This window comes from uncultured Photobacterium sp. (assembly GCF_947502415.1).
Taxonomy (GTDB): Bacteria; Pseudomonadota; Gammaproteobacteria; order Enterobacterales; family Vibrionaceae; genus Photobacterium.
The window spans coordinates 18,658-43,073 of record NZ_CANMZV010000029.1; the positions used below are offsets into that span (position 1 = coordinate 18,658).

A 24,416-nucleotide genomic window follows, 5' to 3' on the forward strand; every position below is an offset into this window, starting at 1 on the left:
CCATGAGCGCGCATAATATACTGATATTTAAAAGGTATTCCTTTCATGCGCCCATCGGACCTGAATAAAAAATCAGTCGGGAATGAATATAAATTCAACTGGTACGATCAGTGTTATTTATTCATTATCCCTTTAAGTCCCTCTCTCCCTTTAGTGTAAGCTACTGAATTGCGTCATATTTATGACTATCCAGCAGTTTTATTGACGCTCAATTGACACATCTCGCTTAAGCTTTAACAGACGAGTAGTGTTGTTTTTCTCCATGCGCCACTATTTTACTGATCATTTAATTAAATTGAGACTATTGATCTCATTGTACTACATTTATATTCGATATTACGTCAGATACTACATTTATTAAGAATAAAAATTATTTTTTGAAGACAAAACAAAAAATTAGTAATTAAAAGGTAACTATAAAATAATTTAGCCGACATAAAAAAATTGAATAAGAGCTTAGAACTGGCAAGAGTATTAATTAGTTTACAGAGGAGGACACTGAAGTGATCGATGGAAGCGCGCCACGGAATCGAACGGAGGTCCACAGATTTGCAATCTGGCTCAAGTCAACTCGCTTTCAAGACTTAAAAGAACAATATATAGTGGTTTGATCACCAACAAACCACAACATACCACGCCACACGCTCAATGATGTGCTATTAACATAAGTTAGGAAAGTAAATCCCGAACTATCCCATGTGTTGTATAAAAGACAAACATAAGGTGCACTCATAATGGCGAAGACTCCCGCAGCGCCTGAAGAATTTCAAGCAATCAATATCGCTTACCAGCCCACTTCGATGGAAATCTGGAACAGCAAATATCGCCTCAAGTCAAAGCATGGAGAAGCTATTGATGAAACGCTAGACGATACCTTCAAACGCATTGCCTGCGCACTTGCCGATTTAGAAGAAAATAAAGTCAGAGATCACTGGTACAACGAATTCCTATGGGCACTCCGTAACGGTGCGATCCCAGCAGGCCGTATTACCTCCAATGCAGGCGCCTTCGAACACAAACCTGCAACCTCAACCATAAACTGTACTGTATCTGGCACCATCCAGGACTCGATGGATGACATCCTTGGCAAGGTCCATGAAGCAGGCCTCACGCTGAAAGCTGGCTGTGGTATCGGCTATGACTTTACTACCCTGCGTCCCCGAGGCGCATTCGTCTCCGGTGCCGGAGCTTACACTTCCGGCCCGCTTTCGTTCATGGATATCTACGATAAAATGTGCTTTACCATCTCCTCTGCTGGCGGACGCCGCGGAGCGCAAATGGGCACCATGGATATCCGCCATCCGGATATTATCGAATTTATCCGCGCCAAACGCGAAGACGGCCGCCTTCGCCAATTCAATCTCTCTTTGCTAATCACAGAAAACTTTATCGAAGCCGTCAAACATAATCATCAATGGCAGCTGATTTTCCCTGTAACCGCCAAAGAAGTCCGTCAGGACAAACTGGATCTGAACAATGATGAATCGATCGTCTGGACAGACTGGCCTACCAAAGAAGAGCTAGTCGAAGACAGCGAAGGCCGTGTTGCATGTAAAGTCTACCGCACCCTGCCTGCCCGCAACCTTTGGAACGTCATTATGACGTCAACCTATGACTATGCCGAGCCGGGCTTTATCCTGATCGACAAAGTCAACCAGATGAACAATAACTGGTTCTGCGAAGAAATCCGTGCAACCAACCCATGTGGCGAACAGCCATTACCCCCCTATGGCGCATGCTTACTCGGCTCGATCAATCTGACGAAATTTGTCCGCGAACCCTTTACTGACAAGGCTTATTTTGATTGGGATGCCTATCGTCACGTCGTTGCCATTTTCACCCGCATGTTGGACAACGTTGTTGAAATCAACAAGCTACCATTAGAAAAACAGCGCCATGAGATCATGTATAAGCGTCGCCATGGGATGGGTATCCTTGGACTTGGTTCAACAACCACCATGCTCAAACACAAATATGGCAGCGCTACTTCTGTGGCATTTACCGAACAAATCGCCCAAGAGATGGCACTGACAGGCTGGAAAGAAGCGCTTAGCCTCGCCAAGGAAAAAGGCGTTGCGCCTGTGATGGAAGAAGAATTCGAAATCACCGCCAAAATGATGCGTCTGCGTCCGGAAATGGCCAAAGACGGAATCAAGGTAGGCGATAAAATCAAAGGGAAAGTCCTGCACGCCAAATATAGCCGATACATGCAGCAGGTTGCCGAAGTAGAACCGGCACTGGTCGAAGAACTGGCTAAACACGGCGCGCGATTTACCCATCACAGCTCAATTGCCCCAACAGGAACGATTTCGCTCTCTCTGGCCAATAACGCCAGTAACGGCATCGAGCCAAGCTTTGCCCACCACTACAGCCGCAATGTGATTGTGCCAGGGAAGAAAACCAAGGAAAGTGTCGATGTCTATAGCTTTGAACTCCTCGCTTACCGAGAGCTAATTAACGACAAGGCAATGCCTTACAGCAACGATGAAGCCTCGAAGCTACCGGAATATTTCATCACTGCCGATGATATTACCCCGAGTCAGCACGTTGAAGTACAAGCAGCAGCACAGCGCTGGGTCGACTCTTCAATATCAAAAACCGCCAATGTGCCGACCGACTTTCCGTACGAAGACTTTAAAGATATCTATATGGATGCCTACGACAAAGGGCTCAAGGGCTGCACAACGTTCCGCTTCAATCCGGAAGTCTTCCAGGGCGTATTAGTAAAAGAAAAGGATCTTGAAAACACGACCTATGTATTCACCCTAGAAGACGGCACCACCTTTGAAGCCAAAGGTAATGAAGAAATTGAATACGACGGCGAAACCCATACCGCAGCAAATCTTTACGATGCGCTAAAAGAAGGTTACTACGGCAAATTTTAAAGTAAGCAGGTCTTATCATGGTCAAAAAAATTGACAGCAAAATTATTGGATTCAAAGTCAAAAGCCAGGAGCAGGAGGCTCAACCAGCAGCACAAGCTAAGCCAGACGTTGAGCTTGAGCAGATGCATGAAGATATGAATCGCCCGGAGAAACTACTGGGAACAACCTACAAGTTAAAAACACCGGAACATATTTCTGAACACTCGCTGTTTATCACCATCAATGACGTGGTGCTAAATGAAGGTACTGAGTATGAAGACCGTCGACCGTTTGAAGTATTTATCAACTCAAAAAGTCTTGAACACTTCCAATGGATTGTGGCCCTGACCCGCATCATGTCAGCAGTGTTTCGCAAAGGGGGAGATTGCACCTTCCTAGTCGAAGAACTTCGCTCTGTCTTCGATCCCCGTGGCGGTTATTGGAACAAAGGCAAATACGTCCCTTCCCTGATAGCTGAAATCGGTAATGTCATCGAACAGCACCTAATCGAAATCGGCATGTTAACCAAACCAGAGGTTAACGAACACCAGCAAGCTTTTATCAACGCAAAAAAAGCAGAGCTTGCAACCAATTCCAAACAACAAGAAGAGGATTATGGTAATTTCCCGCCAACCGCGACCCTCTGTTTCAAATGCCATGCCAAAGCCGTTATCGTCAAAGATGGTTGCCAGACCTGCCTGAATTGCGGTGATTCTAAGTGCGGATAAGCTTTACTCTCCAGGCATGTATTCCATCGTTTACGCTCTCCTTCCAAAGCTGCCTTCGGGCAGCTTAACCGTCGCGAGCCGATTCATCACATAATCTTCACCCATAATTTACATGTGGTTATCTATCAAAAAGTTTATTCCAGCATATAGCACATTTTTCCAAACACCCCCTTAACTCCTTGTTTCTTTTTAGGTATTAATGGTTACTAAGTTAAGGCAACATCCCGACAGGGCATACTACATCGATAACTCAGATGGTCATTTTGTGAATTTATTTGGTTTCTCAATGTGGTATGAATTATTGATAAAAGAGATATCACCAGCAGTAGACAAAACTCCCTAACCACTCCTTTCGTTACCTGAAACGAAATCAGTTCTTACTGAGTTCTTTCGCCTACCCCTGGCGCCACAATACCGTCCCGGCGGTTTGTTGCCACTAAACCGATGCTGATAATGACGCTTATCTCAAGTGTGCCTTCCCTGTGTTGTAACTGACATCGGTTAAAAAAGATTTTTCATTAATCAGGAGACTCACCATGAGTGACATTGCACTCTCTATCAGCATATTGGCGCTGGTAGCGGTGCTTGGACTTTGGATCGGGAACTGGCGCGTCTATGGCGTGGGCCTGGGGATCGGCGGGGTGCTGTTCGGCGGCATTTTCGTTGGCCACTTTACCCACGACTGGGGGCTGGCTCTCGATGCAGAAACCTTGCACTTCATCCAGGAGTTCGGGCTCATACTCTTTGTCTACACCATAGGTATACAGGTAGGTCCCGGTTTTTTTGCCTCACTTAGAAGCTCCGGGCTAAAGCTCAATGGTTTTGCTGCCCTAATCGTGCTAATCGGCTGCATCGTAACCATTATTCTGCATCAACTGTTTGATGTACCATTGCCTGTTATTCTCGGCGTTTTCTCCGGGGCGGTTACCAACACCCCATCCCTCGGTGCCGGTCAGCAGATTCTGTCTGAACTGGGTGCCCAAGAAGGAATGCTGGATTTAACCGGTATGGGTTATGCCGTAGCCTATCCTTTCGGCATCTGCGGTATCTTGCTAACCATGTGGATCCTGCGTCTGGCTTTCCGTGTCGATGTTGATGCTGAGGCGGAAGAGTTCGAACGTAACCACGGCCATAAAAAAGAAAGCCTGCATACCATTAATGTGGCTGTCAAAAACCCCAACCTGAACGGCTTGCTACTTAAAGATGTTCCAGCTCTGACTGAGGGTGACATTGTCTGCTCTCGACTGAAGCGTGATACGCACTTATATGTACCTAAACCAGACACACTTATTGAAACCAATGACCTTCTGCACCTGGTCGGTGATAAACGTGCGCTTGAAAGGGCTCGTTTGGTTATAGGAGAAGAAGTAGATGCTTCACTTTCTACCCGCGGAACCGAACTTCGGGTTCAGCGCTTAGTTGTAACTAACGAAATTGTACTGGGTAAGAAAATCCGCGATCTGGACTTAAAAGAAAAGTATGACGTTGTGGTTTCGCGGCTCAACCGTGCAGGTGTCGAACTGGTGCCTACCAGCCAGTCCACACTACAGTTTGGTGACATCCTTAATCTAGTCGGCCGCCAGGAAGCAATCGAAGCGGTTAGCGGTATTGTCGGCAATGCTCACCAAAAACTGCAACAAGTACAAATGTTACCTGTATTCGTTGGTATCGGACTTGGGGTCTTGCTGGGTTCAATTCCTTTCTATCTGCCTGGTTTCCCTGCAGCTATCAAGCTGGGTCTTGCTGGCGGGCCGCTGATTGTAGCCTTAATCCTGGCTCGTATCGGCAGCATAGGTAAGATGTACTGGTTCATGCCACCGAGCGCCAACCTTGCTCTGAGGGAAATAGGTATTGTCCTGTTCCTTGCCGTAGTAGGCCTGAAATCCGGCGGTGGTTTTATTGATACCCTGCTTAACGGTGACGGTCTGAGCTGGATGGGGTATGGCGCCCTCATTACTTCAATTCCACTCATCAGCGTCGGTATTATTGCCCGCCTGTTCGGCCAGCTGAACTACCTGACTATTTGCGGCATGTTAGCCGGCTCGATGACCGATCCACCAGCACTGGCATTTGCTAACAGCCTTCATTCAACAAGTGGTGCGGCGGCCTTGTCTTACGCCACTGTCTACCCTCTCGTAATGTGTTTGAGGATCTTATCTCCTCAGCTACTTGCCATCCTCCTCTGGGCTATGTAGCGCTCTAGCAAGTCACCCTGCCAGATGATGGGCGGGTGACTTGCTTTTTTGTATTCTTATCCTGACGCCTTATTACTTTTCAGCACAATAAATGTGAGCCACATACAATTTTTTTACCTTTACTGCCCAATTGTCATAACACTCAATAAAGGAATTATTCCTTGTGCCGATAAAATCTACATCTAATAAGCGGCATTGAAGCTGCAAAATTATTTTTTTGATTGTAGAAGAGTCCGAGTTGTCATGAATAAATTGAAATTAAAAAGCAAATTGCTTTTACTCAGCTTGTTACCAATGTTCATTTTTATGGGCGTTGCAATAAGCATCGTTGTTTCACTGGAAAACAAAGCTTTAAACGAAGAGGTTACACACTTCAAGGAGCGTTTGGTCCAGGAACGTAAAGACAAACTTAAAGATGCTATTACTGTCGCCCAACATGGCGTCGATGCAGTACTTACTGACAATGACAACCCGGCAGTTGCACTGGAAAAAGTTCGCAAGCTATTAACTCCATTGCGTTTTGCCAACGACCGTTCAGGTTATTTCTTCATTTATGACATGAATGGTGTTAACCAAGCCCATGCAACTTCACCCGCCAACCATGGTCAGAACCGTCTGAACTTACAGGATGCAAACGGAGTTGCCTACATCAAAGAAATGATCCAAGCTGCGCGAAGTGGCGGTGGATTTGTCGGTTACAGCTACCCGAAAAGTAGTGGTGGCCAGCCTCAGCCGAAGCTGAGTTATGCTATCTCAGTTAACAATGGTAAGTGGTTTATTGGTACCGGCCTGTACATCGATGATATCGATACTGAAGTCGCCGAATACCACGGACAAGCAAAAGCCAGCATGGAAGAACGCTTTGAACTGGTTCTGCTGAGCGCGCTGGTTCTGGTTACAGTTTCCATTATCTGCATTCTGTTTGTTGCGGGCCGCATGACACGCCCAGTTCAAAATATGGCTCAAACCCTGAATGAAATTGCTGACGGTGAAGGCGACCTGACTCGCCGTCTGGACGTTCAAGGCCACGACGAAATTGCCGAGCTTGGTAGTGCTTTCAACCGCTTCGTTGAAAAACTACAGACCATCATCTCGCAGGTTTCTGATGTTACCGACAACGTAAATGGCGCTGCGGGCAATATCCATGAGCAAACCATTCGCCTGACACAACAGCTACAAGAGCACAATAACGAAACAGAGCAGATTGTTACCGCGGTAACTGAAATGAGCACTGCTGCTAGCGAAGTAGCAATGAATGCCAACGAAGTTGCCAATGCCACCAGCAATGCAAGTACAGACTCCTATTCAGCCCAAGAACGCGTTGATACCTCTGTGGTATCAATCACTGCCCTGGTTGATGAAGTAGATCAGGCAGCTCAGCACATTCACTCACTGAACCAACAGTCACAGAAGATCGATAACGTCCTTAAAGTTATCGGTGAAATTGCTGAGCAAACCAACCTGCTGGCACTAAATGCTGCAATCGAAGCAGCACGAGCTGGTGAGCAAGGTCGTGGCTTTGCCGTGGTTGCTGACGAGGTTCGCGGGCTTGCAAGCCGTACCCAGTCTAGCACTAAAGAAATCAAGGAAATGCTGGATGAGCTACATACCCTTGTTTCCCAAGCGGTATCATCTATGACTCACAGCCAGTCAACCTGTAACGAGGCAGTAGGCGCAGCTAACTCAATCACTGACAGTCTGTCAGCGGTGACCGGCGCAGTCGAGACAATTAATGATATGACAAGCCAAATCGCCACCGCTGCAACCGAGCAAAGTTCTGTAACAGATGAAATCAACCGCAACATGGTTGCTATCCAGGACATCGTCTCTGAGCTACTTCAGGCTGGTGGCACATCTGAGCAAGTGGTTAATGAGTTGAACAATGCCGGCACCGAACTGCAACAACTTGTTGGTCAGTTCAAAATTAAATAACTATTACAAATTCGGACATTCACCAAAAAGCCAGACAGGAAGTCTGGCTTTTTTTCTCTTCTTTTTTAGCCATTACATCCTAATTTCAACCTGAATAGTTTCCACTAACCATGTGATATTGTTTGATTTATCAAAAAGTCTCGCTGTCATGTGACTCCGAATCTGATACTTTATTTCAATGTGTTACTGATCAATATTGTTATGAAACTATCCCAACTCAATGCCTTTAAGGCTGTCGTCGAATGCCAGACTGTTACAGCCGCAGCCGATCGCCTGAGCCTTAGCCAACCCGCTGTTAGCCGATTATTATCCGGGCTTGAACAACGCCTGAGCTTCAAGCTGTTTATCCGTAAGGGAAACCGTCTAGAACTTAGTGATGAAGGACAAGCATTTTATCTCGAAGTAGCAAAAGTGTTTGATGCCGTATCGGGGTTGGATAATGCAGCCGATTCAATCCGCTCCCGCCATTTCGGTAGCCTGAATATTGCGGCAATGCCCCTGCTCTCTAATGCCTTCTTGCCCCGAATACTGGCGACGTTTCTGAAACAGGCTCCAAAGATGAAAGTCGGGTTCAAAACCTATCGCTCAGAAGATGTGATCCGTCGGGTACAAAGCCAAACAACAGATATCGGCTTTGCTTTTGTCGATGAGCACTTAGCTGGGGTGAAAGCACAGAAAGTGGAATCTGAGTGCGTTTGCCTGTTGCCCGCTGATTCTCCCTTAGCAAAACGTTCCGTAATTGATATCTACGATATCGCCGGACAGGTGCTGATCCGCCATGAAAAAGATGTTACTCAACGACGAATAGATTCTCTATTACGTCGCTATGATCTTTCTACCATTGAGCAGATCGAAGTCTCCCTCGCCAGTACTGCTGCCGCTCTGGTTCGGGAAGGTGTCGGTATAGCTATCACCGACCCTTTCACTGCCTATATGGAGAACGAACACCCTCAGGTTGTCATGCGCCCGCTGGTCTTCAGCCTGCCGTTTGAATTCGACATCCTTTACCCGGCATTAAAACCGGTTCACCGCCATGCAGAGCAATTCATCGAGCAATTTATGTTGCAGGCCGATCAAATGGATATCTACCTTAAAATCGGTCCAATGCGAGACCTTGACGAACGGCTTACTGAGTGAGATCACAGTTAACATGACCGTAACCAACAGAGGTGAACACGGTAAAAACCCCTATTTATCAAAAGGATAAAGCTATACCACTTACTAAGCATTACCTTTTTGCATACTAGTCCCCACCTTAGTCATTGGCAGCCATGAACGGTTCTTCCTTAGTCTGGAAAGCAGATAAATCAGATAACAAGAAGGAAGAACCTATGAACCCTCGTGTATCAGTGATCGGCTCTGGCAATGCTGGCCTAACCGCAGCCTACCACTTCACACTACAAGGCGCAGATGTCTGCCTGTATGGTGCTCCGGGATATGATCAACCACTGACTGATATTGAACAGCAAGGCGGTATCCATGCCCTGGACAGTTTTAATGATGTTCCTCTTACCTATGACGGGTTCCAGAAAATAGACAAAGTGAGCCGTGATCTGGCCGAAACCATCGCATACGCCGATATACTGGTGCTTCCTGTGCCTTCATTTGCCCAGGAACCACTATTTATCAACATGCTACCCCATCTTCGAGATGGTCAGATCATTATGCTGATGCCAGGTAACTACGGCTCACTGGTTCTGAACCAAATCAAGAAAGAACAAGGCTATGCGAGTCTTAACCTGACTTTTGTCGACGCTATTTCAATTCCTTGGGCAACCCGTATTGTCGGGCCAGCGGAGATTGCCATTCTGGGTATGAAAGAATTTTTGCCTGTCGCAGCCTTCCCGGCTAACCGTACACAAGAAGCGATTAATGCTCTACAGCCGGTAATGCCGCTGCCACTCAAGCCTCTCAATAATGTGATTGAAGCAGGCTTGGAAAATATCAACTTCGGTGGGCATCCATTGCTTACGACCCTCAACATGGGTCTGCTTGAAAACTTTGACGGCCAGTTTAATTACTACAAAGACTGCTGCTCAGTATCAACCGCCAAAGCGGCAGCTGTGATGGAAACTGAACGTCAGTCAATCGGTAAAGCATTGGGGCTGCAACTTCTTCCTGAGCTGGATGCAATGAACGCCTTGTACGACATGGACTGTAAGAGTGTTTATGAAGTAAACCGCACGTCAGAAACTCACGGCAAACTGAACAGCGCGCCAAATTCAGCAAGCAACCGCTATATCACTGAAGATGCCGCCTACCTGCTGGTTCCTTGCTATGAGCTGGGTCAGCTGGTTGGTATCGATACTCCAATGATTACATCATGCCTGCATATCGATAACGCCTATAACGAGACCAACTATTTCGAAACAGGAAGAACACTGAAACAAATGGGCTTAGACAACATGTCAGCACAGGAAATCATAGACTTTGTTGCATAACTAGGGTGTTGCCACCCATTTATGGGGTGAAAGCCCCATTTGAAACAAGAGGACACCCTTATGACAAAAATTAAATTTCCCTCTGCCTACACAATCCTGATGATTCTGACGGTTCTCATGGCTGTACTGACCTGGGTTATTCCGGCTGGACAATATCAGATGGAAACCAACGAAACGCTGGGACGCATGGTACCGCTGGTCGGAACGTATCAAACCGTGGACTCCAACCCACAAGGTTTCGTGGAAATATTAATGGCACCTATTCAGGGCTTCTACGATCCAAGCAGCTATGCTGCACGTGCAGTAGATGTAGCGCTGTTTGTTCTGGTAATTGGGGGCTTCCTTGCAGTTGTCACCCAAACTGGTGCTATTGATGCAGGTATTGCAGGCACAATGAAGCGTCTGGCCGGACGTGAAAAATGGATGATCCCTATCCTGATGGGCTTATTCGCGCTGGGCGGCACCGTATATGGCATGGCAGAAGAAACCATCCCCTTCTACGCACTATTGATCCCTGTAATGATAGCTGCAGGCTATGACAGCATTGTCGGTGTTGCGATTATCATGATTGGTGCCGGTATCGGCTGCCTGGGCTCAACCATCAACCCGTTTGCAACAGTGATTGCTTCCAACGCTGCTGAAATCAACTTTATGAACGGTTTTGCCCTTCGCGCCGTAATCCTGGTACTTGGCTGGCTGGCCTGCGTTATTTATGTGATGCGCTATGCCGAAAAAGTGAAACGCAATCCGGAACTATCCATTGTTGCTCACCAGAAAGAAGCAAACCTCAACCATTTCCTTCATAGCAAGCAACAGCAAACACCGGAGCTGAACAATACCCGAAAAGCCGTATTAGCTATCTTCGCTCTGACCTTTGCCGTCATGATGTGGGGTGTCTCCGTTGCCGGTTGGTGGATGGCTGAACTGTCAGCCCTGTTTATCGGATCCAGTATCCTGGTTGGCTTTGTCGGTCGCATGTCAGAGGTGGAAATCACCGACAGCTTCGTAAACGGAGCCCGAGATCTGCTAGGTGTCGCCCTGATCATCGCTATTGCGCGCGGTCTGGTTGTGGTGATGGACAACGGCAACATCACACACACAATCCTTCACTACGCAGAAAGCTTATTGGGTGGACTAAACGATGTCGCCTTCATCAATGCTATCTACTGGGTAGAAGCTGTAATGTGTCTGGTGGTGCCATCATCATCCGGTCTTGCGGTACTTTCAATGCCAGTTCTGGCACCACTGGCTGACTTTGCAGGTGTTGGCCGAGAGCTGGTAGTGACAGCCTATCAATCCGCATCCGGCCTGCCTAACCTGGTTACCCCGACATCCGGCGTCGTGATGGGTGGCCTGGCAATCGGTCGCGTCGGCTACTCATCATGGCTGCGATTCATCGGCCCGCTGCTAGGGTTCCTGACGGCTATGGTGATGGTGCTGTTGAGCCTTGGTGTCATGATAGGGTAATCGGTTATTAAGCCAAACATCTAAATGAAACTCTCCACAACGCGGTAGCTCAGTTGGCTATCAAAATAAAGCCAGACTTCATGTCTGGCTTTCTCTTGTTATAACGAATTTACTAATCGCTCAAACTCATCAATTTGCTGTTTAACCATATCAACGCTCTGCTGCCAGAACTCCGGCTGACGAATATCCATCCCAAGATGTTTCTTAACCACCTCTTCAGCTGTCATAGAACCCGTATCACACAACAAGGCTTTATAGTCCGAATAGAACTGCTCACCTTTCGCTTTGCGCTGGGCATAAACACCTTTACTGAACAGATAACCGAACAAATATGGATAGTTATAGAAGCTGATTTCAGGAATGCTGAAGTGCAGCTTGCTGGCCCAGAACATGCTGTTGGTTTCATCCATCACATCGCCATACCATTCATGCCAGGTCTCTGACATCAGCTGTTTTAGCTGCTCCGGTGTAAACTCTCCATCTTTACGCTGTTCGTAAAAGGCATTTTCGAACTCGTAACGAACAGGGATATTGACCATCAATGCCAGAGCGGATTGTGCTTCTTCCCACAGCATCATCAGCTTATCCTGATCATTCTGTGCTTTTTCCAGCAACGCATCACGAACGATATTCTCAGCAAAAATAGATGCTGTTTCAGCCAGTGTCATCGGGTACTCAGTTTGCACCAAAGGCATATCACGCATTACCCAGTTGTGGAAAGCATGACCCAGTTCATGCGCCAGAGTAAGAACATCCGACATGCTGCCGCCCCAGGTCATAAAGACCAGAGGTGTTCGAGTATCAACAAACTTAGTGCAGTAAGCACCTAAACGCTTTTTCGGCTGAGGTGCGGCATCAATCAGTTTCCTTTCGACCATCATGTCGACAAAGCCTGCCATTTCAGGATCAACTCCAGCGAACGCATCGCGGATAATCGAAATACCCTGCTCAAAACTATAGCTTTCGCCTTTGCTACCTTGCAGTGCAGGCATTGAAGCCAGCTCATCCCATGGTTTGAGCTTGTCTGTTTCAAACAGTTTTGCCATTTGCAGCCCGGCATTACGACCGACTGACTGGTTGTCTCTGGCAACCTGAATCATGGCATCCAGTGTTTGCTTCTCAATACGACTGGTGTGCAGACTCGTATCAAGGAAGTGTACCTGCTCGGTGTGGCTGCGCTTTTCATACTCCGTTAAGCGCCCACCAGCCAAGCCGTTAAGAATAGCGGCGAAGGTCTGCTCATGTACTTCCATGATGCCAGAAATCGCTCGCCATGCTGGTTCACGGCGTTCACTGTCCGGGCCATAAAGAATGCTCGCAGCCTGCGATAGACCCATGGTTTCTTCACTGCCGTCCGCAAGTTTGAGTGTTACTTTCAAACTACCAGTCAGGTTGTCATAAAGACGTCCCCAGGCATTACGACCATCCACATTCATTGCAGAAAGCAACTGCTCTTCGGCCACAGAAAGCAAGCGATTTCGCTTCAGGCGGTCGCGCTTGAGGCGAAAACGGTGATGCGCCAGACTGCCGATTTCCTGATTGCCGGCAAGCACAGCTTCAAAATCACCATCATCCAAATTAATCAGTGCCTGCAAATACGGATTAAGCGCCTGCTCGAACTTCGAAAATAACTGATCCAACTGGCCTGACAGCTTTTTCGCGCCATCATTCGCAGCATCGACTGAAGTTAAACAGTTGGCATAGCTGGATAAAGTACGAACTTTAACTGCAAGCTGATCTTTAAGAACAATAGCCTTCATCAGCTCATCAAGGCTGTCCGGATTTAAAGACGCCAACTGGATAGTTTTTTCTTCGATTGTTTTAATGTCTTGTTGAATTTTCGGATCAGAAAGATCCTGATAGGCAATCGACAAATCCCAGCTTGGTGCAGTCATTTATCACTCCTTTATTAAGAATAGTTTTAAGTAACTATACCCAAGTAACCTCAGATTACCGTTTTCAGAATGAGATCACTTGGGTATGACTTAATCAGAAAAAATCAGACATGACTTTCCGTCATGTTCAACCCGCTGAACACGGGTTACAAACGTCTGTTCCAGCCGCTCGACCGTCATTACGTCTTCCGGTGCCCCCTTCGCCACACAGGAACCGTTTTTCAACAGCAGCACTTTATCGGCTTCACGCAGGCTGCGATTCAAATCGTGATTAGCCATCACAACGGCGATGCCTTTTCCTGCCATCATACGGATCAGCTTATACATAGCGGCTTCCTGTCCGATATCCAGCGCCGCAGCAGGTTCATCAAGGAGCAACAACTTTGCTTCAGCATTCAGTGTAGGCCAGACCTGCAAACAAGCCGCCGCCAAACGAACACGTTGCCATTCACCGCCGGATAACTGCTGAATATTGCGCGTCAGTTTATCGGCAATATTCAGTGCCTGGCATACTTCATCTAAGGCTTCCTGGACTTTTTCAGGTTCAGCCTCTGTCAAAGCGGACAAGGCCAGCGAAAGATAATGGTAAACACCGACTGAAAATGCTGGGCGATCCTGCTGGGCAAGATAGCAACGCATCCTTGCCAACATCTGCAGGTCATAGTCGGTAATAGGCTTTCCAAGCAGATTGATCTCACCGTCCCCGTCGAACAAGCCGGAAAGCATCGACAACGCTGTACTTTTACCGCTGCCGTTTGGACCGATAAAGTGAATAATCTCACCCGCTTCTATTGAAAAAGATACAGGCAATAAGCGCGGCGGCATAGCCAAATTCCTGGCCTCTAAAATCAACCTTTCATCCCTATTGTCATATATGCTTTTTGATGTCATAGCGAAAAACTCAATCGATTGGGGATCTCAGCAACATCCAGATAAACACGGGGGCACCGATGCTGGTGATCACCACCCCCACAGGAAGTTCAGCAGAAGGCAGGATGATCCGCGATGTCGTATCGGCAACCGCCAACAGTAAGCCGCCAGCCATCGCTGATAGCGGCAGTAAATAGCGATTTTCCGTTCCCAACGTTAAACGCAGCAAATGCGGGACAACCAGGCCAATAAAGCCAATGACACCGCCCAGCGCTACCGCAGCACCAACCAGCAGCGAAATCACCAAAATCAAGCGCCAGCGAAAAGACTCTACATCAAGCCCCAGCTGTTTGGCCTGCCCTTCTCCCAACATTAGCAAATCCAGTTTTTTTCCTTGTATACACAACCAGGTCAAAACAGGGATAACCAACAGCAAAAGGGAAAGGTGTGTCCAGCTAACGCCGCCGACACTCCCCATCAGCCAATACATCAACTGGCGAAGGTTCAAATCATCACTGAAATAAAAAGCCCAGGTGACAATAGCGCCAGACAAGATCCCCAGCGCAACACCAATTAACAGCAGCCTGGCCGTAGAAACCTTACCCCGCCGGGACAATCCGACCAATATCGAAGTAAAACACAACGCACCAGCCATCGCAGCCAGCATCATCAGCATAGGGCTGGGATCTAAAGGAAAAGCGAACAACACAATAACCAAAGCAAGGCTGGCTCCGCCGGAAATGCCCAGTACACCCGGCTCAGCTAAGGGATTACCCAGCAATACCTGAAGAACGGCACCTGAAACAGCCAATGACGCTCCGATGGCAACCGCAGCCAGCAACCTTGGCATCCGCAGCTGAAGCAGTAACTGCTGCTCTAACCCACCATCCGGAGACCAGGGCAGGATAAATAGTTCACCGACTGCAAGGGAAAAAAAACTGGCAGTCAGCAAAGCAAAAGCCATCAAAATGAAGCTAAACTTCCACTTTGCCTGCTGGCGTGTAATGAGATCATTTAAATGCATTGGTCAAACACGGTAAAAAAGAAGCCTTAACCATACCTTTTCACCGTAAGATTGAAAAGCGAGCGCCACAGATTTGAATTATATATCAGTCAATTGCTGGCTTTTCGCCAAATTAAAGCACTTCATTGACGCAGTGTAACCTGTTCACCAAAGTCCACATCGGCCTGCCGGACCAGAAGGCAGGCCCGTTGACCTAGCGCGACACGGGAGTTCGGGAACACTACAGCCTCGCCTCCTGACAATGAAAAATATTCAACGCCTTCGTCGCTTCCCAGCAATTTGCCCTGTTCAAAAAACGTGAAATTGGCAAGATCATCAGGAAACGTAAAGCAAAATTCTTCAGAGTGTTTAATCAATGTACGGGTTACTTTGTAGATTTTGAGTTTGTCACTATACCACTCTAAAGAAAGCTCCGGCTCTGTCACTAATGTAAGCAACGCATCATAAAATGGCTCTAACGGTGACAAGTCGTTATCACCAAACTTAGCGACCTTCCCTAGCTCAAGCGTTAATGCCTGAGCAGCATAATACTCAGCACTGTGCCAACTGAAGGTTGGCGAAGGTGTATTCGACATCAGCACCGCTTCTATCCCTGCCCGCGACAACAATGAAAACATGCGATTACTGCGGGTTGGCTTAACGGTAAACGGGCTGACTGCAAAAGTATAATGTTTTGAATCTCGAATCGCGCTATGCATATCAAAGTGCCAGCGATCTTTGTTCTCTGACCTTGAACCGGCATAAAAATGGCTGACAGCCTTCTGGAGCTGATTTGCCACTATGCAATCAATGTTGCGCTCTTCATTATGGCCCTTGAAAAGACGATTCATGTTCTCTTTGATATAGCGGGTATGGACATTGATGGCTTCCGGGTGACCGATAATCAATAAGAGTCTGTGAGCAGGTATGAGCCTGCCCAGCAAAATCCCTTCAGCCAGTCTCTGCACCAATTCGATAGGGCTGGTTTCATCACCATGTATACCGGATGAAATTACAATGTCTTTCTCTCTGCCCTTCAAATTCGGAGGGGTAACCTGAAGTACACCACGCATTATCAACTGGCAATGCGCTCCGGATGAAGCAGTCCATCCAGTGGCTTCAAAAGGGTGTGATAAATCCAGCGTCGCACCAAGAAAGTCTCCGTCCTTGACCTGCTGTACTAACGCCATACATAACCTCCGTGTTATTACTGTTATTTAGTGGATGTCACTAAACAACAATACACAAAATAGTTACACATGTGTAATGCAAATGTTTCACCCCGTAACCAACGGAAACCGGCATAATCCTACAGCTCCCTCCCCCGCCTGTTGTTACTTCAGCCGATTTAACTCAAGAATGTTATTCATGGTAGTGTTCATCTGCTGTGTTGCAGCAACAACACGTAACCATTGTGTTTTCTCCTGTTCACTAACATTCACGACCGAGAAAATCTGCACCAGTTGCTTACGGGCTTTCATACTCTGGCATGCAGGCGACGATGTCAGTGCTGGGATTTCTTCCTGATCAGGAATGCCCTGAAGTCGTATTACCGGCCGGGTAATTTGTTTTACCGGCTGCAACAAGCAAGCATCAAACAACTTGTTCTGCTTCGGGTTTAACTGGCTGTGAATTTGATCAATTCTATTCTGGTTATCCAATTGCTGAAAATACCGTGTTCCTTCCGCCATCATCCGCCGTTCATTACGAACAAAAGCCAGCTCTTCAAGCAATATCTGAGCATTAAGCAGAAATTTGTCGGTCTTCAGACGTGCATAGTAACGATAATCACGCTTGATATTTTTCATCCGCTGCGCAGGCTCAATTGCCAGATAACTATCCATATCCGCAAACGTCGGATAACTCATCGATTCGTTAACAAAATCAATCGCATCGCTATAAAACGACTCTGTGCTTGAGAAGTAATACCCTTGCTGTTCGGCTGTCTCCAATGGGTAGAGCTTGTCCCCCTGAGCCAGCGGTGATGTTCTGACTGCAGCAAATAGCTTATCAGGACGGATGAAATCTTTGTTCAGCGCTTTATCAGTATTGATTTGCGGCATCAGTGAGCGCAGGTTTTGCTGCAACAAGGAGGCACAGTTCTGACTGAAAAAGCGGTATTCCCCGGTAAATCGCCAGTGGATATCAGCCAACTCCCTGACCATTTGCTCATTTTGTTGTTTATCAAGTGTTAGCGGCAATGAATAGACTTCCCGAAATTCGCTGATAGCGTAATCGCGGTAGACATCTATAAACGGGAATGCAAATAGATAGGCTTTATATCGGCCGGTCAGCGCCTTCACGGTATCCAGCTCAAACTCATCAATATGGGCCATATAGCCCAGAACCAAATGCTCGAAAATATTTGTGTCGCAGTCTTCTTTTTCTGGCAGCCCCTTTTCTGAGCTATCTTCAGGACAGATCACCAGACGCAGTGCAACATGACCAAAACGAGAACTTAAGTTCTTCCCTTCACCAGCAAAGAGCAAGTGAATTTCACTGACTCGTTCCGGTGCCACCCACACGACTTTTCCGCCTTTATAGCGGTCAACAACAAAGAACGGGACTTTATCCTGACACTTAACACCAATGGAAGAAGCTTGATAACGTTCCTGAAAATAACGGGCATAAACCGGCTGATAGCAGGCAAAGTCAGGTTGCAATAAATAATCTGACAAAACGTCAGCAAAAACAGGTGTAGCTTCACCTTCCTCCCCGCTGACAACCTCATTTAGCTGGTAAAAAGATTCATCAGCAACCAACAAAGGATTATCAGCAGACTGAATAAGCTCAACCAATAATTTCTTTCCTGACAGAGGCTGGCTTTCCGGTGATTTAGCCTGAAATATACGGGCCTGAGCCTCCTTAACAATAGCCTGGTGTAACTCAGCAGGCCCTTCAGTTAACTTCGCCTGCAATAATTGCCAGTCGTTAGCTGAGATAGGTTTCGATACTTGCTGAACAGATTGCTGAGCACACCCTCCCAGTAGCAGGGTGATAATTATAATTAATCGTTTCATCGTGAAGCCAATAGCGAGTCATCAAGTTTTGGACATTTGCCCTTATATTCGTTGTTAATGAAGATTCGTGTTTCAGTGTCATTCTTGTCGCATTTAACCCGGACAACAGAATAACCGGCACTAGCTGTGCCGCTTACCATCAGTAAGCCTGATAACAAAAAGAGGCTGCGGGATAGGTTGTTAGAGTATTGTGGTTTCAGCATTCGAATTATTGCTCCTGACGTTGTTATATCCATCCGACGCCGGAATAATACGGATATACCGATAGGCAATAATTGACTGACATCATCATCAACTACCTGAATGACAATAGAAAGCACCACATCTTAATTGAATGCCATTCCTTTATGTCACATAGGTAGGCCTATATAGACAAGAATACTCAACAACTATCATATCAACAGTTGTCACCCATGATTTCTGGGAAATCTATTTTTATACCAAACTGAATAATAATCTAATCCAATCAGAGCACTCTCAGCGGATTGAGAACAACCCAAATTGATGAAGATATAGTGGCTCTACACCAAAACAATTTGGGGCAGTTATCGAGCGGCTGAAGTGCTCCCAAAGGGCGAGTTTATTGTTCAGTTTGGTATTACAGGGCATCAATGGTAGTAGATGGCAGAAAAAGAAAACCCAAGTGAGCCTACACACCTCACTTGGGTTCTGTTGTTATCAAACTCAAAACTGCTATTTTTCGATTTCGATACTTTCTACGCGAGCTTTAAGTTTTTGGCCTGGGCGGAAAGTAACAACACGGCGAGCAGAGATTGGAATATCTTCACCCGTTTTAGGATTTCTTCCTGGTCGCTCATTCTTGTCGCGAAGGTCAAAGTTACCAAAACCTGATAGCTTTACCTGCTCACCACATTCCAGAGCTTTCCTGATTTCTTCAAAGAAGACTTCCACCGTATCCTTGGCGTCCCGTTTGCTCAATCCAACATTCTCAAACAGGTTCTCAGCCAAATCGGCTTTTGTGAGCGCCATAGATCATTCCCTCAAGACTATGTTGAATGGATAGTAGACATAAAACTAGTTATATCCACGACGAATTAGTTACTTGAAACCAAAGCAAACTGTCAGCGACTCGCTATGCACCCTAAGCCACATGACAACCGCCTTGGTTCAACTAGAGACAAGTTTAAGCCAACTTGCTGATTTCCGCCAACTTTTTTAATTAAACTTGGTACTAAATTATTGTTTTTTAATAGCAAGAAAAGGCAAATTTCATGCATCTGGTTGTGCTTCCGATTCAATCGGTGCAAAAATAACCACTATAAAATCATTGCTATGCCGTATAACTAACTATAATCCAACCTGGATATAGTAAATACCGCTATCTATCAGATTATTATGGTGTTTTAGATTCAGATCAAAAAAAAGCAGCCTGAATAGGCTGCTTTCATAAAACAATGACTTAAATAACAACAAATTCTTGTCAATCTAAGTCAATGCTACCGACAATTAGTCACGCAGAGATGCGCCGAAACGCTCTGCCAGTACAGCAACAATGCTTTCAACTGCACCAGAAATATCTGCTTCTTCAAGCGTACGCTCAGCAGATTGTAGTGTCAGCGCAATTGCCAGGCTCTTCTGACCGTCTTCGATACCTTTACCACGGTATACATCGAACAGGTTCACGTCTGTCAGCAACTCACCACCGTTTTCGCGGCAAGCTTCAACAACATCACCAGCAACAACGTCTTCGTTTACTACTACCGCGATATCACGACGGTTGGCAGGGAACTTAGAAACCACTGCAGCTTCAGGTAGAACACGTGTATTGATAGCATCCCATTCGATTTCGAATACAATGGTGCGTCCGTTCAGGCCGAACTTACGCTCAAGCTCAGGGTGAACAGTACCAATAAAGCCTACTTCTTTGCCTTCTACTACGATTGCAGCAGTCTGGCCAGGATGAAGTGCTGGGTGCTTCGCTGGTTTGAAACCAAATGCAACATCGTTTGCAGTCAGTTCAAGTACCGCTTCCAGGTCACCTTTCAAGTCAAAGAAATCAACAGTGTTGGTTTCGATGTCCCAATGTTCTTCACTACGAGCACCTGCAATAACACCCGCCAGCATTGGCTCTTGGCGCATGCCGTTTTCAGCAGTCTCACATGGGATAAAACGTAGACCGTATTCAAACAGACGAACACGTGGTTGCTGACGTTTCTGGTTGTGAACAACTGTGTTCAATAGGCCTTGGATTAGACCAAGACGCATTGCTGACATATCCGCTGAAATAGGGAACGGTAAAATTAGCGGTTCAACACCAGGAACAATCAGTTTTTGCTGCTCTGGTTCAACGAAGCTGTATGTGATTGCTTCGTGGTAGCCACGGTCCACAAGAAGATCGCGTACACGCTTAAGCGGTAAGTTCGCCTCTTTGTGATCGTTCATGCTTAGTGCTGCAACCGGTGACTGATTTGGAATGTTGTTATAACCGAAGATACGGCCAACTTCTTCAATCAGATCTTGCTCGATAGCAATGTCAAAACGCCATGTTGGTGCCGTCGCAGTCCAACCCTCTGTTGTTGTTTCAACAGTTAGGCCTAGACGCTCAAGAATTTCTACCACATCTGCATCTGCAATATGATGACCAAGCAAGTTGTCTAGTTTCGTGCGACGTAGCTCAACCTTGTTAGGCTTAGGCAGATCAGCTTCAGACTCTACAGTCACAACCGGCGCAACCTCACCACCGCAAATCTCAACGATCAGCTGAGTAGCACGCTCCATTGCACTTACCTGTAGCGAATAATCTACGCCACGCTCAAAACGCATTGAAGAATCCGTGTGCAGGCCATAGCTACGTGCGCGTCCACGGATTGCATCAGGTGCAAAGAAAGCACATTCCAGCATGATGTCTGTTGTACCAGCCATAACACCTGACAGTTCACCACCGAAGATGCCTGCGATAGCCAGTGCCTTGCTGTGGTCAGCTACAACTAGCGTATCTGCGTTTAGCTCAACTTCAGAACCGTCTAGAAGCGTTAGCTTCTCACCCTGCTCTGCCATACGCACCTTAATACCACCTTCGATCTTAGACAGATCAAATGCGTGCATTGGCTGACCTTGCTCTAGTAGAACGTAGTTAGTGATATCAACAACAGGATCGATAGAGCGGATACCACAACGACGCAGCTTTTCTTGCATCCATAGTGGCGTTTCAGCTTTAACGTTCACGTTCTTAATAACACGGCCTAGGTAACGAGGACATGCTGCGCCTTCTTTAACTTCAATCGATACAGTGTCATCGATTGATGGTGCAACAGCATCAAACTGAGGCTCAGTAACGTCAGCACGGTTTAGTACACCAACTTCACGAGCAAGGCCACGAATGCTGAAACAGTCTGCGCGGTTAGCAGTTAGGTCAACGTCTACAGTAACGTCGTTAAGACCTAGGAATTCACGGAAATCAGTACCTAGTACTGCGTCTTCTGCAAGTTCCATGATGCCGTCTGACTCAACGTCGATACCTAGCTCAGTGAAAGAACAAAGCATACCGTGAGAAGGTTGACCACGTAGTTTCGCTTTCTTGATTTTGAAGTCGCCAGGAAGCACTGCACCAACAGTTGCAACCGCTACTTTAATACCAAGACGGCAGTTAGAAGCACCACATACGATGTCTAATAGCTCTTCTGCGCCAACATCGACTTTCGTTACACGTAGCTTGTCAGCATCAGGGTGTTGAGCACATTCAACAACTTGACCAACTTTAACGCCAGTGAATGAACCCGCTACAGGAAGAACGTCGTCTACCTCTAGGCCAGCCATAGTAATTTGGTGTGTTAGTTCGTCAGTGGTAACCGCAGGGCTAACCCACTCACGAAGCCATGATTCGCTGAATTTCATTGTGATTAAACCTCTGGATTACTTAAACTGTTTTAGGAAACGAAGGTCGTTCTCGAAGAACGCTCGTAGGTCGTTTACACCATAACGAAGCATGGTCAGACGCTCAACGCCCATACCAAATGCGAAACCAGAGTATTTCTCAGGATCAATACCTACACTGCGTAGTACGTTCGGGTGAACCATACCGCAACCAAGTACTTCCAACCACTTACCATTCTTGCCTTTAACATCTACTTCAGCAGATGGCTCAGTGAATGGGAAGTAAGATGGACGGAAACGTACTTCTACTTCTTCTTCGAAGAAGTTACACAAGAAGTCGTGAAGAATGCCTTTTAGCTGTGCAAAGTTAACATTCTCGTCAACTAGCATACCTTCCACTTGGTGGAACATTGGCGTGTGTGTTTGATCGTAATCGTTACGGTAAACACGGCCAGGTGCGATAAAGCGCAGTGGTGGCTGGCTTTCTTCCATTGTACGGATCTGAACACCAGACGTGTGCGTACGAAGCATCAAATCTGGGTTAAAGAAGAAGGTATCGTGATCCGTACGTGCTGGGTGATCTTCCGCAATATTCAATGCATCGAAGTTGTGGAAAGCATCTTCGATTTCTGGGCCAGCTTCAGTTGTAAAACCAAGCTCACCAAAGAAACTTTCAATACGTTCGATCGTACGAGTAACAGGGTGTAAACCACCGTTCTCGATACGGCGGCCAGGAAGAGAAACGTCAATCGTTTCAGCTGCTAGCTTAGCTTCTAGCTCTGCACGTTGCAGAGCGTCTTTACGTTCTACTAATAGTGCTTGAACAGCTTGCTTCGCTTTGTTGATCTCTTGACCCGCAGTGCGACGCTCTTCTGGCGGTAGTTTACCTAGTTGTTGTAGTTGAAGGGTTAAGTGGCCCTTTTTACCTAGGTACTGGACACGGACTTCGTCCAGAGCGGCTAGTGATTCAGCCTGCTCAATAGCTGCCGTTGCGTTGGCAATAATCTCGTCTAGATGTTGCATCGTTTCCTCATCCACCCACAGGTGGCGTCCTTAAGGGAGATATAAATTCGCGTAACGATACATACTAATGAAACATGCGCCTAAATCCAAATCGAATCGCATCAAAAAGGTTGTTTTGAACGAAAAAAAGTCGCCTTTTTACGCTTTGGCGACTTTTCATTTAAGTAGCTGTTCAATCAGCGACATTTTCTCAAACTAAAGAGGAATAAAAATCCGGGTAAAAGGAAAGCACAGCCCCCATCAGAAACCACCATATAGCCAACAGACTCACTACGTTAGCAGGTACTACCCGCTGATGTACTTATTTCATCACGATGTTCAAGCGCAGCGTACAAAGCCCAAAGAGTTCCTTCGCTCATGATTTACAATGGCATAAATGATCGATTTGCCCCCTTCACCTGTTCCGGAAGCAAAGGCACATGCATAAAATCGGCTCGGATATGGCGATATTCAGGCTCATCATCAAAAGCTTCAAACCCGTTACCAAAACGCGTTTTTAACTACACCAACCTCCTTTGCATCGTCAACATCATACAACCCCATGCAATCAACTGAATTATCATAACGGTAAATGTTTGATCCGAGCCTAAAAATAAAACCAATACGTAAACATGAATAAATGTTGTTTGCGTATTACCAAAGACTCAGCTAACTTTAATCGAACAGCGTTTTATATGGTTATACATATCCCAAAAACAAGGAGACACACAATGAGAGAACAAGATAAATACTGGCTTATTTACGCGAAAGTGACCTTTGTTATCGCCGTTGTTGCCATGGTGATCAGTATCATCAAGCTCCCCGGAGATCTACTTGTAAAAGGTTATTACAGTATCTGTAGCCTATTTCTTATCAGCGCAACTATCACACTAAGCAAAGCAGTCCGCGACCAAGTTGAATCAAACCGTTTATTAAACAAACTCGAAGAAGCTAAAAACGCCCAGCTTCTGAATGAGCTAGATGATTAAGCGATGACGATACCTCATGTTGTTAGCTTACTGGTCAAACAACTTGCTGCACTCCAGCAAGTCGTTACTCTGCTGGAAGACAAAATATTAACCACCAGCTGCGTATTCCGGCCCATGCTGAACACTCATTCCGGTTCAATGTGAACACCTATTCTGGTTTAACGTGAACACCCATT

At 46.4% G+C, this 24,416-nt stretch carries 17 protein-coding genes; 8 read left to right on the top strand and 9 right to left on the bottom strand.

Annotation, left to right across the window (positions count from 1 at the left end; translation table 11 throughout):
* Positions 1-734 precede the first annotated feature (734 nt).
* The 7 genes from Q0852_RS21205 to Q0852_RS21235 all read left to right on the top strand — a co-directional run bounded on the left by Q0852_RS21205 (position 735) and on the right by Q0852_RS21235 (position 11,627).
* A complete protein-coding gene (locus Q0852_RS21205) occupies positions 735-2,885 on the top strand; it encodes an adenosylcobalamin-dependent ribonucleoside-diphosphate reductase (RefSeq protein ID WP_299021866.1) in 2,151 nt (716 codons plus the stop codon).
* A gap of 17 nt (positions 2,886-2,902) precedes the next feature.
* A complete protein-coding gene (locus tag Q0852_RS21210; RefSeq protein ID WP_299021867.1) occupies positions 2,903-3,592 on the top strand; it encodes an NrdJb in 690 nt (229 codons plus the stop codon).
* A 536-nt stretch (positions 3,593-4,128) separates the two neighbouring features.
* Complete coding sequence (locus tag Q0852_RS21215) at positions 4,129-5,787, top strand: putative transporter (RefSeq protein WP_299021869.1); 1,659 nt, start codon at positions 4,129-4,131, stop codon at positions 5,785-5,787.
* Between the two features lie 243 nt (positions 5,788-6,030).
* Positions 6,031-7,719 carry a methyl-accepting chemotaxis protein gene (locus Q0852_RS21220; protein ID WP_299021871.1) on the top strand — a complete coding sequence of 563 codons (1,689 nt, stop codon included), beginning with the start codon at positions 6,031-6,033 and terminating at the stop codon, positions 7,717-7,719.
* Positions 7,720-7,920: 201 nt separating this feature from the next.
* A complete protein-coding gene (locus Q0852_RS21225; protein WP_299021872.1) occupies positions 7,921-8,856 on the top strand; it encodes a LysR family transcriptional regulator in 936 nt (311 codons plus the stop codon).
* Positions 8,857-9,050: 194 nt separating this feature from the next.
* The gene (locus Q0852_RS21230) at positions 9,051-10,160 is read left to right on the top strand and encodes an NAD/NADP octopine/nopaline dehydrogenase family protein (protein WP_299021874.1); all 1,110 of its coding nucleotides are present in this window, start codon (positions 9,051-9,053) and stop codon (positions 10,158-10,160) included.
* 60 nt (positions 10,161-10,220) lie between these two features.
* Positions 10,221-11,627 carry a YfcC family protein gene (locus Q0852_RS21235; RefSeq protein WP_299021876.1) on the top strand — a complete coding sequence of 469 codons (1,407 nt, stop codon included), beginning with the start codon at positions 10,221-10,223 and terminating at the stop codon, positions 11,625-11,627.
* A 98-nt stretch (positions 11,628-11,725) separates the two neighbouring features.
* Here the strand turns inward: Q0852_RS21235 and Q0852_RS21240 are convergent, their stop codons facing one another.
* From Q0852_RS21240 to pheS, 9 genes are all read right to left on the bottom strand, one after another.
* Positions 11,726-13,522, bottom strand: coding sequence for a M3 family oligoendopeptidase (locus Q0852_RS21240; protein WP_299021877.1), 1,797 nt, complete (start codon positions 13,520-13,522; stop codon positions 11,726-11,728).
* A 90-nt stretch (positions 13,523-13,612) separates the two neighbouring features.
* Positions 13,613-14,374, bottom strand: coding sequence for a vitamin B12 ABC transporter ATP-binding protein BtuD (gene btuD, locus Q0852_RS21245; RefSeq protein ID WP_299021896.1), 762 nt, complete (start codon positions 14,372-14,374; stop codon positions 13,613-13,615).
* A gap of 49 nt (positions 14,375-14,423) precedes the next feature.
* Entirely contained in the window at positions 14,424-15,416 is a 993-nt protein-coding gene (gene btuC / locus Q0852_RS21250) for a vitamin B12 ABC transporter permease BtuC (RefSeq protein WP_299021879.1), read from the bottom strand.
* Between the two features lie 122 nt (positions 15,417-15,538).
* Entirely contained in the window at positions 15,539-16,585 is a 1,047-nt protein-coding gene (locus tag Q0852_RS21255; protein WP_299021881.1) for a succinylglutamate desuccinylase, read from the bottom strand.
* Between the two features lie 144 nt (positions 16,586-16,729).
* Positions 16,730-18,415: a DUF4105 domain-containing protein gene (locus Q0852_RS21260; protein WP_299021882.1), complete on the bottom strand. Its 1,686-nt coding sequence runs from the start codon at positions 18,413-18,415 to the stop codon at positions 16,730-16,732.
* On the bottom strand, positions 18,412-18,618 hold the full coding sequence (locus Q0852_RS21265) for a hypothetical protein (RefSeq protein ID WP_299021883.1): 207 nt from the start codon (positions 18,616-18,618) through the stop codon (positions 18,412-18,414). Before Q0852_RS21265 ends, Q0852_RS21260 begins: the two co-directional genes overlap by 4 nt.
* 490 nt (positions 18,619-19,108) lie before the next feature.
* A complete protein-coding gene (gene ihfA / locus Q0852_RS21270) occupies positions 19,109-19,405 on the bottom strand; it encodes an integration host factor subunit alpha (RefSeq protein WP_299021885.1) in 297 nt (98 codons plus the stop codon).
* Between the two features lie 477 nt (positions 19,406-19,882).
* On the bottom strand, positions 19,883-22,270 hold the full coding sequence (gene pheT, locus Q0852_RS21275) for a phenylalanine--tRNA ligase subunit beta (protein WP_299021887.1): 2,388 nt from the start codon (positions 22,268-22,270) through the stop codon (positions 19,883-19,885).
* A gap of 18 nt (positions 22,271-22,288) precedes the next feature.
* A complete protein-coding gene (pheS, locus tag Q0852_RS21280; protein ID WP_299021889.1) occupies positions 22,289-23,272 on the bottom strand; it encodes a phenylalanine--tRNA ligase subunit alpha in 984 nt (327 codons plus the stop codon).
* 710 nt (positions 23,273-23,982) lie between these two features.
* On the opposite strand from pheS, the gene Q0852_RS21285 reads away from it, so the two are divergent.
* Positions 23,983-24,240, top strand: a complete 258-nt coding sequence (locus tag Q0852_RS21285) for a YiaA/YiaB family inner membrane protein (RefSeq protein ID WP_299021890.1) — start codon at positions 23,983-23,985, stop codon at positions 24,238-24,240.
* The last annotated feature ends 176 nt before the right edge of the window (positions 24,241-24,416 follow it).

What these genes read in the sequence shown, in the direction of transcription:
- Q0852_RS21230 (WP_299021874.1), top strand. Translation starts at nt 9,051, where the DNA reads ATGAACCCTCGTGTATCAGTGATCGGCTCTGGCAATGCTGGCCTAACC.
- btuC (WP_299021879.1), bottom strand. Translation starts at nt 15,416, where the DNA reads ATGCATTTAAATGATCTCATTACACGCCAGCAGGCAAAGTGGAAGTTT.
- Q0852_RS21225 (WP_299021872.1), top strand. Translation starts at nt 7,921, where the DNA reads ATGAAACTATCCCAACTCAATGCCTTTAAGGCTGTCGTCGAATGCCAG.
- Q0852_RS21235 (WP_299021876.1), top strand. Translation starts at nt 10,221, where the DNA reads ATGACAAAAATTAAATTTCCCTCTGCCTACACAATCCTGATGATTCTG.
- ihfA (WP_299021885.1), bottom strand. Translation starts at nt 19,405, where the DNA reads ATGGCGCTCACAAAAGCCGATTTGGCTGAGAACCTGTTTGAGAATGTT.
- pheS (WP_299021889.1), bottom strand. Translation starts at nt 23,272, where the DNA reads ATGCAACATCTAGACGAGATTATTGCCAACGCAACGGCAGCTATTGAG.
- Q0852_RS21215 (WP_299021869.1), top strand. Translation starts at nt 4,129, where the DNA reads ATGAGTGACATTGCACTCTCTATCAGCATATTGGCGCTGGTAGCGGTG.
- pheT (WP_299021887.1), bottom strand. Translation starts at nt 22,270, where the DNA reads ATGAAATTCAGCGAATCATGGCTTCGTGAGTGGGTTAGCCCTGCGGTT.
- Q0852_RS21265 (WP_299021883.1), bottom strand. Translation starts at nt 18,618, where the DNA reads ATGCTGAAACCACAATACTCTAACAACCTATCCCGCAGCCTCTTTTTG.
- Q0852_RS21220 (WP_299021871.1), top strand. Translation starts at nt 6,031, where the DNA reads ATGAATAAATTGAAATTAAAAAGCAAATTGCTTTTACTCAGCTTGTTA.
- Q0852_RS21285 (WP_299021890.1), top strand. Translation starts at nt 23,983, where the DNA reads ATGAGAGAACAAGATAAATACTGGCTTATTTACGCGAAAGTGACCTTT.
- Q0852_RS21205 (WP_299021866.1), top strand. Translation starts at nt 735, where the DNA reads ATGGCGAAGACTCCCGCAGCGCCTGAAGAATTTCAAGCAATCAATATC.
- Q0852_RS21260 (WP_299021882.1), bottom strand. Translation starts at nt 18,415, where the DNA reads ATGAAACGATTAATTATAATTATCACCCTGCTACTGGGAGGGTGTGCT.
- Q0852_RS21240 (WP_299021877.1), bottom strand. Translation starts at nt 13,522, where the DNA reads ATGACTGCACCAAGCTGGGATTTGTCGATTGCCTATCAGGATCTTTCT.
- Q0852_RS21255 (WP_299021881.1), bottom strand. Translation starts at nt 16,585, where the DNA reads ATGGCGTTAGTACAGCAGGTCAAGGACGGAGACTTTCTTGGTGCGACG.
- Q0852_RS21210 (WP_299021867.1), top strand. Translation starts at nt 2,903, where the DNA reads ATGGTCAAAAAAATTGACAGCAAAATTATTGGATTCAAAGTCAAAAGC.